This is a genomic window from Pseudoalteromonas sp. OANN1, from assembly GCF_024124685.1.
GTDB lineage: Bacteria > Pseudomonadota > Gammaproteobacteria > Enterobacterales > Alteromonadaceae > Pseudoalteromonas > Pseudoalteromonas piscicida.
Map to the genome: position 1 here is coordinate 84,456 of NZ_JAMXSE010000022.1, position 17,599 is coordinate 102,054.

Sequence of the window (17,599 nt, forward strand, 5' to 3'; positions counted from 1 at the left end):
ATGTTCTCCAAATATTTCATAAACAGGCCTATTTTTGCCTTTGTTATCTCTATCGTGATAGTGCTTGCCGGGCTTGCTGCAATGCGTAGTTTGCCTGTCGCACAGTATCCCGAAATTGCACCACCTCAAGTTGAGGTGCGTGCAGTATATCCTGGTGCATCAGCGGATGTACTAGAACAAACCGTAGCAACTCCTATCGAAAACGCGATTACCGGTGTTGAAGGCATGATGTACATGACATCAACCAGTACCAACTCCGGTGTAACGACTATTGCAGTAACTTTTGAGATTGGAACGGATGTTGATCAAGCCGCGGTAGATGTTAACAACCGTGTTAAGCAAGTCGAGGCTCGTCTCCCTGAAGAAACTAGACGCCAAGGCGTGGTAGTTCAAAAGACATCTTCTAACTTCTTACAAGTACACGCATTCTATTCGCCAGATGGTACTCGAGAAAGTCTCTGGACATCTAACTACGTCACCATGAATATCCTTGACCGCGTCAAACGTATTCCTGGTACGACTAACGTGCAGATCTTCGGTGCTAAAGACTATGCCATGCGTATTTGGTTGCGCCCGGACATTATGAGTCAACTGCAAGTCACAGCAGACGATATAGCTGGAGCAATTAGAGAGCAAAACTCTCAGTATGCAGCGGGTAGTATCGGTGCAACACCGACTTCTCAAGACGCGCAATCGCTAGTTTATAGTGTCACCGCGAAAGGACGTTTATCGACGGCTGAAGAGTTCGAAAATATCATCGTTCGTGCAAACCCTGATGGCTCAACACTGCGCCTTAAGGATGTTGCTCGCGTAGAGCTTGGTTCTAAAGACTATAACTTCCAAGGTACTATTAACGGTAAGGAAGCGGTATTACTCGGTGTATTCTTGCAACCGGGCGCGAATGCGCTTGACGTGGCTAAAGCAGTAGAGGCTGAAATTGAACAGATCAAACCTCAGTTCCCTACAGGCCTCGCTCACGTTAACTCTTACGACACCACACGCTTTGTAGAAGTCTCAATTCGAGAGGTGTTAAAAACGCTTGGTGAAGCAATGATTTTGGTATTCTTAGTGGTTTACCTGTTCTTGCAAAACTGGCGCGCAACGCTAATTCCAACGCTTGCAGTTCCGGTCTCGTTACTTGGTACATTTGCAGGTCTGTATATGCTCGGTTACTCGATTAACACGCTAACGCTGTTCGGCATGGTGTTATCGATTGGTATCGTGGTAGATGACGCCATCGTGGTACTTGAGAATGTCGAGCGTATTATGCATGAGCAAGGCTTGCAGGCTAGAGAAGCCGCAGTTAAAGCGATGCAGGAAGTAAGCGGCCCCGTAGTCGCGATTGTATTGGTATTGTGTTCGGTGTTTGTACCTATCGCTTTCCTAGGTGGGTTAACAGGCGAACTATTCCGCCAATTTGCGATCACAATCTCTATCTCTGTAAGTTTATCCGGTGTGGTTGCACTGACGATGACACCTGCACTTTGTGTATTGCTGCTTAAGCACGAGCACAAACAAGATGCCAAGTTTTTCTTGTGGTTCAATGACTGGTTCCATCGTGTAACCGGACGCTATGTTGGCGCGGTTAGCTTTATGGTTCGCCGTGGTTTTGTAGGCCTAACATTGATGGTAGCGATGATTGGTGCGACAGTATTCCTGTGGCAAAAAACACCAAGCTCTTTGGTACCAGACGAAGACCAAGGTTACTACATGATTGCTGTGTTCTTGCCTGATGGATCTTCATTAGAGCGCACCGCTAAAGTGGCTGATGAAGTAATCGCTGCTGCGAAGTCAAACCCAGCTAACGAAAACGTCGTGGCGTTTACGGGGATGGACTTCATCGGTGGTGGCTTCAAAAATAGTGCGGCGACTATGTTCGTGACGCAAACACATTGGGATGAACGCGATGTGTCGGCGAAGGAACTTGTTGGTGAGCTATTTATGAAAACCGCGCATATTAACGAAGCATTAGTGCTGGCGTTTAACCCACCGCCAATTTTCGGCTTGGGTACAACAGGCGGATTTGAAGTCTTCTTGCAAAATAAAGGCGGCTCTGATCCCGCTAAATTGAAGCAAGGCATGCAGATGATCATGGCCGAGGCGCAGAAGAGCCCTATCCTTACAGGCATTCAAACGCTATGGCGTCCTGATGCTCCGCAGCTAAAGGTGCATATGGATCGTGAACAAGCGCGTGCCATGGGGGTTAATATCAATTCTGCGTTTAACGCACTTGCAGCCAATTTAGGTAATTACTACGTCAACGACTTCAATAAGTTTGGTCGTGCATGGCAGGTGATTATGTCCGCAGAAGCCGAGTTTAGAATGACACCGGAAGATGTTGGCCGCATTTATGTGAAAAACAATCGTGGCGAAATGGTACCAATTTCTGCATTTACGGATGTTGAGTATAGTCGCGGTCCGGAAACCATGAATCGTTACAATAACTTATCTGCAGTTAAGTTAATGGGCGAAGCAGCACCTGGATATAGCTCAGGTCAAGCTATCGCGGAGTTTGAGCGTATCGCCAACAAAGTGCTACCACCAGATATGACTTACGAGTGGACGGGTTCCGCGTTCCAAGAAAAGCAAAACTCTGGCACAACCGGTATTGCACTCGGTATGGCCGTGATCATGGTATTTTTGATCCTCGCAGCACTTTATGAGCGCTGGTCATTGCCATTCTCGGTTATGTTAGCGCTACCGTTTGGTACTTTTGGTGCGTTGGTCTCAATCTGGATTGCAGGGCTGACCAACGACGTTTACTTCCAAATCGGTTTGGTTACCCTACTTGGCCTCGCCAGTAAGAATGCCATTCTTATTGTCGAGTACGCGCTAATGAAGTATCAAGAAGGATGGAGTCCTGCAACCGCAGCCCTTGAAGCGGCAAGACTGCGTTTTAGACCTATTATCATGACTTCACTTGCTTTCATACTTGGTGTAGTTCCACTGGTGATGAGTTCCGGAGCTGGCGCAGGAGCAAGACACAGTGTGGGTACTGGCGTAATGGGTGGTATGCTCTCGGCTACCTTCCTCGCAGTATTCTTCTTGCCACTATTCTTCTATTGGCTAATGGCAAGAAGGATGTCAGAGAAGCGTTCTAAGCAAGAACTTTCAGATGAAATCGCGAGGCATCATAAAGATGAGCATGTCGATACAGATGAAGGATTAGCTTAATAACAATCCCTTAAGTTAAACCACAAAACGCCTGAACTTTCAGGCGTTTTTTTATATGTCTGATAAAGTTACAACCGCCTTTCCACTATCTTGCCATCACGCACTTTATCACTATCCATTAGTCGTAATTTCATGCTTTTCGTCCAATTGCACTTGATTTTGTCGACAATTAGGTTATCACTGATAAAGCATAATGATAAAAACTAGAGATCAACAGCAAGGACAAGATATGACAACAGAGAGCCAATTAATAAATGCAAGTACACTTACAAAGAGTTACTTCAAAGGCCCCCAAGTAGCACCGCTGACTCAACTCACCATAGGGCAATATCTAGAAGATATTGTCGACAATTACCCAGAAAGAGAAGCCATTGTTGTCTCTCATCAATCAGTTCGATTAAATTATCGTGAGTATCTGGCAAAAATAAATCAACTTGCTGCAAGTCTTTTAGCTGTAGGCATACAACCTGGGGATAGAGTTGGGATTTGGTCTCCAAACAATCTTGAATGGAGTCTAGTGCAATTCGCAACCGCTAAAATTGGTGCAATTATGGTGTGCATTAACCCCGCCTATCGCCCAAGTGAGCTTGAATACGTGCTAAACAACGTTGAGTGTAAGATGTTAGTTATGGCGAAGTCTTTTAAACATAGCCATTACGTCGACATGATAAGAGAGCTGGCACCAGAATCCTATGACTGTATGTTTGGCGAATTATCTTCACAGCGCCTTCCCTCACTCAAACAGATTGTGCTTATCGACGAGGATATTGAACCAGGTCTAATGAATTTCAGCACCTTGTTATCTAAAGCTAATGATGCGCACTATCTTGAGGCAAATGCGATTGCAGCCAACCTCAGTGCCTGTGATGCTATCAATATTCAATTTACTTCAGGTACTACTGGCAACCCAAAAGGCGCCACCCTCACCCACAGTAATATCCTCAATAATGGATTGCTCGTCGCCAATGCCATGAAGCTCACAGAGCAAGATAAGCTTTGTATTCCTGTGCCGCTTTATCATTGTTTTGGCATGGTGCTCGGTAATCTCGTTTGTATCAGTAAAGGGGCGTGCGCTGTATTCCCTAACGATAGCTTTGATCCACTTATCACTTTACAAGTTGTTGAACGAGAAAAATGCACCGGGCTTCATGGTGTACCGACAATGTTTATCGCACAATTAGAACACTCAGACTTTACGCAGTTTGATTTATCTTCGCTGCGCACTGGGGTGATGGCAGGTTCCACCTGCCCAGAAAAGGTCATGCGCCAAGTACAAACCCAAATGCATATGACCAATGTACTCATTGGTTACGGGCAAACCGAGTGCAGCCCAATCAACAATATTACCGAGATCGATTCGCCTGTAGAAAAACGCGTGCAGACTGTTGGTCGCGCGATGCCACATACCGAGGTCAAAATTATTGACGAGCTAGGACATATTGCCCCAATTGGTACGCCTGGTGAAGTATGTGCCAGAGGATATTGCGTAATGAAAGGCTATTGGCAAGACCCAGAAAAAACGGCGGCGACCATAGATGACGACGGCTGGCTACACTCTGGTGATTTAGGGGTAATGGACGACGAAGGTTTCGTTAGCATCGTCGGCCGCATAAAAGACATGATCATTCGCGGTGGCGAGAATATTTACCCCAGAGAAATTGAGGAGGTGCTTTATCATCATGATGATATTCAGGATGCCGCTGTATTTGGGATCAAAGACGAAAAATATGGTGAGGAAGTATGTGTTTGGGTGCAACTTAAGCCCGGACACTATATTTCGGAAGAAGATATTCGTGTATTTTTAAAAGATAAACTCGCCTATTTCAAAGTACCAAAATACATCAAATTGGTTGACGCCTATCCGATGACGGTAACGGGTAAGCTACAAAAGTTTAAAATGAGAGATCAAATGGAGCAAGAGTTACATCAAACAGCGTAATTTGCGTTCGACATCTTTGTTGCCACGCAAATGGGTGTTGCGTGGCAAATCAAATAGCCCTTTAACGCACAATCCTACCAATGATCTCTTTAGTTAGCCTGCAACGAGTAAGAAGTTCGGTTTAATCAACACACATAAAAGCAATAAATTATTATCATTTTGTTTAATACCTATCGACTTTTGTACCCAAAAGATATAAAACAGTTTTATTTCCATATACAGGACAATAACAATATGTTTAAATTATCAACAGTTGCCAGTCTTCTGGCATTAAGCTTTACAACGGGTGCAATGGCACAAATATCCTATCTTGAGGACACACGCGACCAAATTAGTATTCAAGATTATAGTTATGAACAAAAAGCGCTTGTAGCTGAGCAAGCGAAACTATTGCTTGACGGTTTATACGTCAATAAATACGCAAAAAACCTGTACTACGGACTTTCTCCGGCCGGACACTTAGACCCAGTAGTTGCAGTAGACGACTTAATCAATAACATGGGAAATCTAAGTTCTTCTCAATTTCATCAGCAGCTGCAAAAGATCTTCTTATCTCAGCGAGATTTTCATTTGGACTATAACTACCCGGCACCAATGAAAAACTTTGTTTCTTTTGTGCCAGTTCATTTTGCACAAACCGTTAATGCAGATGGCAGCAAGGAAGTACGCGTAAACCGTATCTGGCAAAACTACACCGTACTTGCACCAGATACATCAACGGTTTCTTTAGGCGATAAAGTCATTGCATACAACGGCCAAGCAGTAACGGATGTGGTAAACAACACACTATTCCAAGGCGGTGGGGCTAATCCAGATGGCGGGTTTGTTGGTGCATTAAATAACTTGACTATCAAATCACATAATAAACAGATGCCGCCACAAAATGACGCGCTAACGCTTACTTTGGAATCTTACGAAACGGGCGAAATATATAGTGTTAACTTGCCTTGGTTGGTTTACAACGGAAATCCGACTACACAAGCGAATACAGAGGATAATGCAGCGCAGTTTACACAAAGTATTAACTATGAATTTGCTACATTTAAAGAGCTAGAAGCGGCAGCACAAGATAGTGCTTTTGCCCTAGCAGCGAATGCCACTGCTGAGCCGACGGTAACATGGAATAAAGTACAAGTAGACGGCGAGTCAGTCGGCTATATTAAGATTGCCTCTTTTTCACCTAAAAATGGAACTAACACTGCCCTTGTTGCCATCATAGATATCTTAGATAACCAGCTAAGTGACACGAAAGCACTTATTATTGATGTTAGAAGCAACCCTGGTGGTAATATTCTATATAACGACTATTTACTACAACTGTTTACACCAAAACGTGTTACTCCGTCTCATGTACGTTTTATCAACACACCTGAGAACCACCATATTCTAAATAATTCGCTGTTCGGTACTTACCTAAGTGATAATTGGCACCAAGTATTAGCTGACGTACAAGGCACCAATGAACAATACTCTGCTGCAACCTCATTCATGACAAAAGATGCAGCAAACCAGATTGGTCAGGCATATTATGGTAACGTGGGGGTTTGGGCAAACGCTAACACCTACTCTGCAGGTGATATGTTCACATGTGGTATGCAAGATAACGGTATTGCAACCGTATTTGGACAGCACGAACGTACAGGTGCAGGTGGCGCAAACGTAATTGAGCATGGTTTATTTGTACAGTACGTGGGTGCACCATATCAAGCGCTACCTTATGATCAAAGTATGCGGGTGTCGTGGCGTCAGTCGGTACGTCAAGGTCATCACATCAATGCGCTCATTGAGGACTACGGCTGTGTTGCCAATGAAGTTGTCAGTTATAACGTTGAAGACATATTCGATGGTGATACTCAAGATTTCAATACGATCGCTCGTAAGTTACTCGCAAAACCCACAGCGCGAGCAACAGTAGCATTTAATTCAGATAGATTTGCGTCGGTTGCTGAGACTAACGGCGTGTATAATTTTGATGTAACCAATACAGAGTACGTAGACGTGTACATTGATGGTACTAAAGTAAAACGTATATCTGCATTTGCGTATGGTACCCAAGCTAAAACGATTAGCTACACATTACCAAGTAACGTAACGACAGGTACAGTGCAGTTTGTTGGGTTAGATAGTGGTAAAACACGTCTATGGAATTCAACGAGGTTTTTCTAAAGCTTTAGCTACGATTAATTTCTAAATATGCAGCGGATAAAACCGCTGCATTTCAACCGCCTACATATTTCATGTAGCGCTTACATCACTCTGAAAACTTTGCTCAGTAAAACTCACACTCCCGCCGACAATATTTATAACAACCTGTTTTTATTGCACTTTTATTTTGGTTCATTTATTGCTGTTAATTTCTAAATTTTATATGAAGGAAACGAGCAATGACGAAGTGTCCATTAACGACCACCGCAGGTAATCCAATCGCCGATAATCAAAATAGTTTGACCGCAGGCCCTCGAGGCCCCTTATTGGTTGAAGATTACCAGTTAATCGAAAAACTGGCGCATCAAAATAGAGAGCGTATACCAGAGCGAACCGTTCATGCTAAGGGATGGGGTGCGTTTGGAACATTTACGGTAACAAACGACATAAGCCGATATACCAAGGCAAAGCTATTTGCTGAGGTTGGTAAGCAAACCGACATTCTGATGCGCTTTTCAACGGTAGCCGGAGAAAAAGGAGCTGCCGATGCGGAGCGTGACGTTAGAGGTTTCTCGATAAAGTTTTACACTGAAGAAGGAAATTGGGATTTAGTTGGTAATAATACCCCCGTATTTTTTGTCCGTGATCCGTATAAATTCCCTGATTTTATTCACACCCAAAAGCGCCACCCAAAAACCAACTTGCGTTCCAACACCGCGCAATGGGATTTTTGGTCACTGTCGCCAGAAAGCCTGCATCAAGTATTAATTTTAATGTCTGACCGTGGCTTGCCAACAGATGTGAGACACATGAACGGTTATGGCTCTCACACCTTTAGTTTGATTAACGACGAAAACCAAAGAGTTTGGGTGAAGTTTCATATGAAAACCCAACAAGGCCACCAGCATCATACCGATGAAGAGTCAAAATCAGTAATTGGCGAAAGCAGAGAGAGCTTTCAAGAGGACTTGCTTGAAGCCATAGAGCGCGGAAATTATCCGAAATGGGATATGAAAATTCAGGTGATGACTGAAGCGCAAGCAAAACAGTTCCAACACAATCCATTTGATTTAACCAAAGTCTGGCCGCATGGCGACTTTCCACTCATCGATGTTGGCACACTCGAATTAAATCGCGTACCAGACAATTATTTTGCAGAGATAGAACAAGCCGCATTTAGTCCGTCTAACGTGGTATCTGGCATTGGATTTTCTCCGGATAAAATGTTGCAAGCACGCATTTTCTCCTATGCAGATGCTCACCGCTACCGACTCGGTACGCATTATGAGGCATTACCTGTTAATCGCCCAAAATGCCCTGTGCATCATTATCACAAAGACGGTGCAATGCGATTCTTTAACAATGAACCCGGTGGTAACGAAGATGCTTACTACGAGCCTAACTCGATGGGAGGCCCAAAAGAGAATCCAGAGTATAAACGCCCTGCTCTTGAACTTGAGGGAATGGCGGATAGATACGACCACCGCAAAGACAATGATGATTTTTCACAGCCTCGTGCTCTATATTGCTTATTTGATGATGCCCAAAAGCAGCGCTTGTACGGCAACATAGCACGCGCGATGGCGGGTGTACCTGAACATATCATAGAACGCCAACTTGGGTTATTTAAATCTGTTCACGAAGAACTTGAAGCCGGCGTTAGAACGGCACTGAATAAATAAGATTAACTAACCAATCTGAACAAAAAGCTAGTACCTGAGTGCTAGCTTTTAAAGCTGCTAGATTTGTGACCATGCCTTTTTGGTTCCAAGCGCGTAAGCCCCTCCTATTACCAAACAAATTGAGGAACTCACCAGCCAAAACGTCATGCTGTTATCTGGGATCGTTGGCATGATAAAAACAAACCCAATTCCCCTTATTAAAAAGATTGCACTTATTACACACAGGGCGATTTTAAGCATAGGTATTTGTCGGATCCGTTTCGCCCCTGAAAACGCGTAGCATGACCAGAGCAGTAAAATCGTAGCGATAACTGCAGTGACAATGTGCGGATAAATAAGCCCCTGTTCGGCCATAGTAGCCATTTCCTCACCAGCACCAAAAAATCGATACCAAGGTGCACCAAAGATGATGCAGCCAATGTGTGCCACTGCAGCAATGGCTGTACACACACCCGCGAAGAGTAAAAAGTGGTTGGTCGTTTGAGTTTGCGCGTTCAAGTTCATTTCCCTATATTTTCAATTTGCTTGAGTATCGCTGCTCTGCCTTTGCCTGTCGATAGATATGCGCTCAACCAGTATTATTTGTGGGTCGTGATTTATTATCTGGGCAAGAAGGTTTCCACTGCCTGAAATACGGCATTAGAGCCAAAAAGATCGCGGGGTGAACCCGCTCCCACCCTACATACGTTTAGTAAAAAGTGAAGTCAATAAAATAAACCTGTGAAGCTTATTATTTGTAGGTCGTGATTTATCACGACAAAGAGATTTCCGCCGCCTGAAATACGGCATTAAAACCAAAAAGATCGCGGGGTGAACCCGCTCCTACCAGAAATTGAGCTTTTAGGACAATATTTGCTTTAGCAGCGCAGCTGACTGGTAGATTGTGATTTATCACGACAAAGAGATTTTCGCTGCTTAAGATACGCCATTAAAACCCAAATATCGCGGAGTGAATCCGCTCCCACCCGATATGGGTTGGTGCAATGACAACGCTATGCTTTAGGTGCAACGAGAGGCAGATCAAACTGCACCATTAGTCCGCCCTTTTCGCGATTAAATAGCTTAAGTTGTCCACCGTGGGCAATGGCAACTTCATTACAAATACTAAGTCCTATGCCTGTGCCACTGGGTTTAGTAGAAAAGAATGGCAGTACTGCGTTTGCTAGCTTTTCTTCTTCCATCCCTGCGCCTCTGTCAACAACTACAACGATTAGTCGTTGGTAGTCAACCAGCAGCTTCACACCTATTTCGCTCACCTCTGAGCCTGATTCGTGTGCATTCTTTATTAAGTTTATCATCACCTGCTCTACCTGTATGGGATCAAAAAAAGCGCGCTCCAAAGGAAGTGCTGCCAGCAAAGTAAAGTCATAAAGCTTACCAACGGTATCAAGTAAAGGCTGTAAGGGTTGCTCTGTAATATTAGGAGCCGGTAATCTCGCAAATTCGCTATATTTAGCCACAAATTCACTGAGGTTTTCCGTGCGGCGGTTAATCGTCGAGAGCATTTCGGGCAATAGTTGAATAAGGGCGTGGTTTTGCTCTTTGGCGCTGCGCTCTACAATTGTATTTGCCGAGTTGGTCAACGAAGAAATGGGCGCTAATGAATTATTAAGCTCATGACTTATCAGCCGAATGGCGTTTTTCCAAAGCCCCACTTCTTGACGGCTCATTTCGCTGGATAAGTTTTGACACATTAACAATACATGTGGCTGGTGGTTGAGCGTTATGCTCTGTCTTGAAAAGTAATAGCTTTGCTTTTCATCATTGGCTTGAAAAGTCACAAATCCGGATTCTTTTTGTAGCAAAATAGTTTGCAGCTTTGAGTCTGCATTTGCAATGGCATGATGAAGCACTAGGCCGCTTAACGACTTATTGTTATTGAGTAATTTCCCAGCTTTGTCGTTGGCATATACAACCTGATCAAACTGATTGAGTAATATAATCGACACCGGCGACACCTGCAAAATGGTATCGAGTAGTAACTCCCTTTGGCTGGTAGCGTGGCGCTGCTTTTTTAGTGTTGTCGATAAACGATTATATTCCAAAATTAAATCAGACATTTCTATGCTTTCAAAATGCGTAATTTGAACTGAGAAGTCTTGATCTTTAAAACTGCGGATCCCGTCCGTTAAGCAATCTATGATCCGCTGTTGGCGAGAGAAAAAGTAACTGATACCGACAACGCCTACTACCGCCGCAACAAGCAGCCCCACCGGAATTGACAGAGTAATTGGTATTGCAAATGAAGCTGCCAGCCATAGAATAGCCGCAAACACCAATAGTGATACAAATAGGCATGCAGACACCGCTGCTTGAAGGGATACCGTCATTTTAAACCAAACTTCTCCATTCTCCGGTATAGTGCTTGCCGACTTAACCCAAGCTTTCTTGCGGCTTTACTGACTACGCCATCAGCGCTGTCTAATGCGGCTTCGATATCTGCTTGTGTATATTCAAGCGGCTCTTCATGTTGTGGTGTTTGAATTGCTAAATGCTCACACTCAATTTCTTGCCCGGGGCTCAATAGCACAGCACGGCCTATGGTGTTTTCAAGCTCCCTAACGTTTCCAGGCCAAGTATGATGCTTTAACTGCTTCATTGCCGCGTTGCTTATCGTTTTATTGCTCGGTAAAAAATTCTCCACCAACACCGTAATATCTTCTTTGCGTTCAGATAATGGCGCTAGCTTCAGCTCAATCATGTTAATTCGGTAATACAAGTCTTCTCTAAAACTACCCGCGCGAATGGCCTCTGGTAAATTACTGTTGGTGGCACTGATCACCCTAACGCTCACCTTTTTGGTCACGTTACTGCCAACGCGCTCAAACTCACCGCTTTGTAAAACCCTCAGTAATTTTTGTTGCCCTGTCAAAGACAAGTTGCCGATTTCATCCAAAAACAAAGTGCCACCATCGGCGGCTTCAAAACGTCCAGCCCTCGATTTTTGTGCGCCTGTATAAGCACCACTTTCAACCCCAAATAACTCGGCCTCAATGAGGTCCGCCGGAATAGCCCCCGCATTCACTTTAATAAAGGGTTTATGTTTATAGCTGCTATTGGCTTGCACGATTTCTGCAATTTTCTCTTTACCAGCGCCGTTTGGTCCTGTGATCAGAATTGGCGCGTCGGAGTGCGCAACCTGCGTCGCCATTTCAAGCAAGCTCAACATGGCCGGATCGGCAACCACCACACCACACAGGTCGTATTGCGCTTTTAGCTTTTGTAATCTGACATTGCGCTGATTAGCAGCACTACTCACCTGCTCTTGCAATTCACGCATTTCGAGCAAATTTTTCACTGAGGTGACGAGTTTATGGTCTTTCCAAGGTTTGGCTAAGTAGTCTGCCGCACCATCTTTTATTAGCTCTACCGCCATTTCAAGGTTTGTCCAAGCCGTCAATAAAATGATTGGCAAATCAGGCTCTAAATCTCGAATGGCTTTATACAGGGCTTTACCTTCCGCACCGCTGGTGGTGTCTCGGGTAAAGTTCATATCTTGAATAACTAAGTCGAACTGTTTGCTACGAACCTTCTCTAGGCCCAGCTGCGGAGAGGTAACACCTTCACACGGAATATCATTGAGCAACAAAAGGACTTTAATGGCTTGAATTACATCCGGATTATCGTCAATTACCAATACACTCATGAACGCTTTTTATCCTAATTTGTAGATTTAGCCCCTTTCGGGGCTTTGTTGTTTTTATTCTTAACTGGATTTCGTTACTTGTGCCGGCGACACTTTCGCAGCTTCCTTGGCTGGCAGGTACACCGCCAATGTACTCACAAGCCAAGTAAAAATAGCTACCCCAACCAACAACGGGATCTCTACCACACTTTGCACGCGAACATTATTCATCAAAAAATAGTAAAGCAAAATCGAGAGGCCAAAGCCTAGCACTAAACCGATAAAGACTAAAATTGTATTTTCTTTAATTAAAGACCACATCACTTTGCCTTTAGATGCACCTAACGCACGAAGTACACCATGATCTTTCTTTCTTAGGCTAACAGAAAAACTGACAAGTGCGACAATACCAAGCGCGGTGACCACGCATGCTATGATGCTTATACCTGCCATGGTGAGTGCAAAGGTGCTACGGCCATCCCACAAACGTTTTTTTGCTCTGGCAACAAACTCTACTCGCTCAACCATTCGTCCGTTGGTGTGATAAAGTGCCGTTTCAACTTCTTCTAGCACTCGCTCAGACACGCCTTTTTCAACTCTGACTAAATAATTTGCCCGTTGACGGTTACCCCAAATGACTTCAGGTACAACCCCCGAATTGTAGGGTTGTTGATTGTATGTTGCGCCTTCTCCAAGCATTTTACCTTTATAAACACCAACTACTTGATGTGGAATGCGTTGTCTTGAAATATACACCGTCTGTCCAAGAGCAGAGTCATCACCAAATAAGGACGTGGCAAGGTCGTCACTTATCATAATAACGCCTGCATTTTTTGTTGCCTCATCACCTTTGATAAATTCGCTGGCATAAAATCTACGCCCCTCAACGAGTTCAAGCCCAAGTACATCTACCCCTTTTTGATCTAAGCCAAAGTAGCCGAACACGCTGTAGTCTGTTTCTGGTTGGGTATCTTTAAAAATAGTCCATCCAGGGCCTAAGCTGTTTAATACCAGCTCTCTACCAGCATAAGATGCGGCAACGACCCCAGGCACATTTTCAATCGCTTGAATATCCTTTTCTATAAGCGACTGCATGTCTACCGAGGTATCAAATACTCGCGTCGTTACATTGAGAATTTGTTGCTCTTCCAACTTTGAAGGAATTAGCCAGTTTTGCAGCGTTGCATAGCTAATAAACGCGGTATTGCTGACAATCATCACGGTGATCGCGATTTGTAGAATAATTAACAGTGCAATACTTTTTTGCTTTAAGATCAGTTTCAAAATATGTTTAATCGCCATACTTACCCCCTTAACTCTGTAGCTGGTGATACACGGCTACTACGATACACCGGATATAATCCAGATATCCCAACCGCCAAGAAAATACCTGTCGTCGTCCAAAGTGCCAGCTCACCATCGAACTGATAGATTTGACGAACTTGCTCGGCAAACGCCATATAATCCGTCTGATACATACGCAAATGGAACATCAACTCGAGTCCTGCAAATGCTAGTACAAAACCAAGCACGACAGAGGCAACTGTGAGCATCAAAATCTCTAAAAAGTGAATTTGCATTATGACCCCACGGTTTGCGCCGAGCGCTCGATAGAGGGAAATAAGCTTGCGATTAGCTTGGAATTTGGCGAGCAGAATGCCAACGGTATTCACTAAACAAATGCCAAATAGTAAATACGCAAACGTCAGGTAAATGGCTTCCCATGCCATAAAACGCTGGATCAAAATATAGAGCTCGCCCATGCTATAAAAGTCGGTAAGATTTTTATGTTGAAAGCGACCGACCGCTTGCTGATTTGCAATATAGCTATTCAACCACGTTTTTAATTCCGCGAGGTGTGCTGTTCCCATATCATTTTGGTATTGGAACCAAACCGTCAAATAACCACATTCAGCACTTTTCAGCATGTCGATATTGCCGCTACGCGGGTTAGTTTCGGTGTATAAATCGTCGGTTCTACACGATACTTGCCCTGTTCGTGGAAAGTTTTGCACATAGGCATAATTTAGCGGGATAAAAGCATCGTGATTGTAATTATTACTAAAGCTCAAATCTTGGAAACGACGTTTATAATTGCTTAAATCAACCACGCCCACGACTTGTATTTGTTCGCCTTGAACTTGAATAAACTGCCCGACAGAATTCGCCCCACCAAAAAGATGATCATTAGCATTTTTACTGATCACAGCGACCGCTTCACCACTTTGCTGGCTTTGTTCACTCCAAGAAGCTCCGTGAATAAACGGTGCATCTAGTACACTAAACATCTCTCTATCTGTGCCAGAAGCTTCTACACTAATAGGCCTAACTGAGTTATCCGCCAGCCCCACAATAAACTCTGTGGTGTAGTTAAATGATAGATGCTCGTATGGTATATCTGCTTGCTTAAGCGCCTCTGCATCTTGATATGTCCAGCGAGGAAATTGGTTGAAATCGACAACGTCTTGGTCGCCATCAAAAAAATTCAGGCCCGCGGTGTACAAGTAATCCCCCTTATGACCAATCACCTCACTACTGCTTTGTTTTACAATGGCTGACATCGTCAACATTAACGTGATCCCAACTGCAAGGTTGATCACCATCAATGCACTTAGCTTGGGTTTTTGCTTTAATCCCTGCCAAGCTAACAGTATTAGCTCTTTCATTGCTTGCTCCTACACTGCCAATTCGGTTAACTGAGATTTAGTGATGTCGGTTAACTCACCATCAAGAATTTGGATATTACGACCCGCTCTTCGAGCCAGCTCATTGTCATGGGTTACCATAATCAATGTGGTGCCCGCCTGATTCACTTCTTGTAATAAATCCATCACTTGCCTTGCCATTAAGCTGTCTAAATTACCCGTTGGTTCATCCGCTAAAAGGAAGCGCGGTTTCCCCGCCAGCGCTCTGGCAATAGCCACACGCTGCTGCTGCCCACCACTCAACTGTGCCGGATAGTGCTTCATTCGGCTTGCAAGCCCCACGAGTTCAAGCGCTTCTTCAATGCGCTTTTTACGCTCACTGGCTTTTATTCCCCTAAAAATAAGGGGAACTTCAACGTTGTCATATAAAGATAAGTCGCTGATAAGATTAAAGCCTTGGAAGATAAAGCCAATTTTTTCGTTTCGTAGTTGTGATAGCTTTTTATCGTTAAGATTGGCAACGTTTTCACCATCTAGAAAATAGTCACCGCGCTCAAAACGCTCTAACAAACCGGCAATGTTCAAAAAGGTCGTTTTGCCTGATCCTGACGGGCCTGTGACCGCAATAAACTCCCCTTCTTCAATGGTTAAATTGACATTGCTGAGTGCATGGGTCTCAATCATATCTGTGCGATAGATTTTGCTTACTTCATTCATTTTTAACATTGTCTATTCCTTCTCATTCTTATTCGGTACGCAAGATGAAGCTACTTCCCGAGTAACACTCGCGCTTTGTTATTGAACGGATCTAAACTTGAGATCACGATTTCTTGTCCTTCATTCAGGCCCTCGATAATCTCAACTTCAGAAATACTTTTTACACCGAGCTGAATGGGTGTTTGATCAGCCTGCTCACCGACAACCGCATAGGTAAAACGCCCAGCGCCGGTTTCAACAAATGCACCACGCCTTACTTTGAGCACGTCTTGCTTTTGCGACAGGATAATTCTTGTAGATACCTTTTGGTTTTGGCGAAGACCGCTTGGTTGTTCATCAAAACGTACTCGCGCACTGACACGGCCTGCTTCGATTTCAGGGGAAATAGCGACCAGCTTTGCGTGATATTGGTATTGATTGATAAATACTTCAGCGGCCATGCCGACACCTAGATTGTCGGCGTAAATTTCTGGTATTTGCGCTTCAACCTCAAGCTCAGAAAGGTCAACCAAGGAGATTAATGCCGCATCTCGCTGTACAAACTGCTTTTGCTGGACATGCACTGTACCAACAATACCTGACAACGGCGAAATAATGTTAAGAGCGGCTACCTGACGCTGCACTTCTTCTAAAATATGCTGTTGTCTGGTTAGGCTCAGCTCACTACTTTTTAGCTCAAACGCAAGTCGCTCTTGCTCAAGCTTTAGCGAATCGATGGCGTGACGCTCTTGTAGCTGCGCGCGCTTAAGTTCAACCATTGACTGTTCAAGCTCTAGTTTTGAGATAATTTGCTTTTCGATGCTTTGTTTTGAGCGTGCCATTTCCCGCTCTGCCGCTTCTAAGTCTACTTTCGCCATTTCCATGCGTTGTTCAGTATCGAGTAGCTGCTGTTTAATCGAGATCCTTTGGCGCTCAACTTCCGTTTGTAAACGTTCAAATGTCGCCTCTTCTTGTAGTAAACGGTTGGTTAGCTCTGGACTGTCGATATTAAGCAACGCTTGCCCCGCTTTGATGGCATCACCGGGTTTAACATTGAGTGTTACTGTGCCCGATGCGATGGCGTATAAGTCTGGATTATTCGCAGCGAGCGTACGCCCTTCAACGCGAATATCTTCGCTGATATCTCCTCTCACTACTGTGGCGAGACGTACTTGCTCGCGCGATACGGTCTGCTCTGCTGACAGAATCGTGTTAATGCTTGGCCAAGTACTGGTTAATCCAGCTAAGGTGATGCCAACGGCCAACAACGCAATCACCGGCTTTTTTATGGTTCGCTTTTTTGCGATTTGTTTGTCTTGCGCACTTGTATCTTTAATCATGCTACCTCCTTGCGGACAAGTGGGTGTCCGCGATTATCATGAGTAACTAATTACAAGTAGTGTGCCAGAATTTATACTACTGTTTTATATAGCATTTATTATATTTAACGGCTTTATTCAAGGGGATTGGACGGACACCGGACAGTTTGCGGACAATAGCTGAACGTAACTAAAACTGGCTGTTCGTGACTTACCGCAACATCAAATTTTAGTGGGAACCACAATTAAAAGATCGCGGGGTGAACCCGCTTATATGGACTCCTCCAATTGTACAAGCCACTTTTAGCATTATTAGTGTGATTGCGTGCTTATATCCGGGCTCTTGATGAGGTGCTACCTCGGCCTCTTTGATG

The 17,599-nt window shown here is 44.2% G+C and carries 11 protein-coding genes; 4 read left to right on the top strand and 7 right to left on the bottom strand.

Annotated elements, in window-relative coordinates:
* The 4 genes from NH462_RS17290 (at position 1) to NH462_RS17305 (ending at position 8,940) form a co-directional block, all read left to right on the top strand.
* Positions 1-3,174: a multidrug efflux RND transporter permease subunit gene (locus NH462_RS17290; RefSeq protein WP_253106825.1), complete on the top strand. Its 3,174-nt coding sequence runs from the start codon at positions 1-3 to the stop codon at positions 3,172-3,174.
* Positions 3,175-3,403: 229 nt separating this feature from the next.
* Positions 3,404-5,113, top strand: coding sequence for an AMP-binding protein (locus NH462_RS17295; RefSeq protein WP_253106826.1), 1,710 nt, complete (start codon positions 3,404-3,406; stop codon positions 5,111-5,113).
* Between the two features lie 234 nt (positions 5,114-5,347).
* Positions 5,348-7,279 carry a S41 family peptidase gene (locus NH462_RS17300; RefSeq protein ID WP_253106827.1) on the top strand — a complete coding sequence of 644 codons (1,932 nt, stop codon included), beginning with the start codon at positions 5,348-5,350 and terminating at the stop codon, positions 7,277-7,279.
* Between the two features lie 218 nt (positions 7,280-7,497).
* Positions 7,498-8,940, top strand: a complete 1,443-nt coding sequence (locus NH462_RS17305; protein ID WP_253106828.1) for a catalase — start codon at positions 7,498-7,500, stop codon at positions 8,938-8,940.
* Positions 8,941-8,997: 57 nt separating this feature from the next.
* Here the strand turns inward: NH462_RS17305 and NH462_RS17310 are convergent, their stop codons facing one another.
* From NH462_RS17310 to NH462_RS17340, 7 genes are all read right to left on the bottom strand, one after another.
* Positions 8,998-9,444 (bottom strand): hypothetical protein, encoded by a 447-nt coding sequence (locus tag NH462_RS17310; RefSeq protein WP_253106829.1) that lies wholly within the window; start codon positions 9,442-9,444, stop codon positions 8,998-9,000.
* Between the two features lie 488 nt (positions 9,445-9,932).
* The gene (locus NH462_RS17315) at positions 9,933-11,270 is read right to left on the bottom strand and encodes an ATP-binding protein (protein ID WP_253106831.1); all 1,338 of its coding nucleotides are present in this window, start codon (positions 11,268-11,270) and stop codon (positions 9,933-9,935) included.
* Positions 11,267-12,586, bottom strand: coding sequence for a sigma-54 dependent transcriptional regulator (locus NH462_RS17320; protein ID WP_010376946.1), 1,320 nt, complete (start codon positions 12,584-12,586; stop codon positions 11,267-11,269). The genes NH462_RS17315 and NH462_RS17320 overlap by 4 nt, the downstream gene beginning before the upstream one ends.
* Positions 12,587-12,646: 60 nt before the next feature.
* Positions 12,647-13,867, bottom strand: a complete 1,221-nt coding sequence (locus tag NH462_RS17325; protein ID WP_253106833.1) for an FtsX-like permease family protein — start codon at positions 13,865-13,867, stop codon at positions 12,647-12,649.
* A gap of 2 nt (positions 13,868-13,869) precedes the next feature.
* Positions 13,870-15,231: an ABC transporter permease gene (locus NH462_RS17330; protein WP_017217286.1), complete on the bottom strand. Its 1,362-nt coding sequence runs from the start codon at positions 15,229-15,231 to the stop codon at positions 13,870-13,872.
* A 9-nt stretch (positions 15,232-15,240) separates the two neighbouring features.
* Positions 15,241-15,936: an ABC transporter ATP-binding protein gene (locus tag NH462_RS17335; protein ID WP_010376940.1), complete on the bottom strand. Its 696-nt coding sequence runs from the start codon at positions 15,934-15,936 to the stop codon at positions 15,241-15,243.
* 41 nt (positions 15,937-15,977) lie between these two features.
* Entirely contained in the window at positions 15,978-17,246 is a 1,269-nt protein-coding gene (locus tag NH462_RS17340; RefSeq protein WP_253106835.1) for an efflux RND transporter periplasmic adaptor subunit, read from the bottom strand.
* Positions 17,247-17,599: the final 353 nt, after the last annotated feature.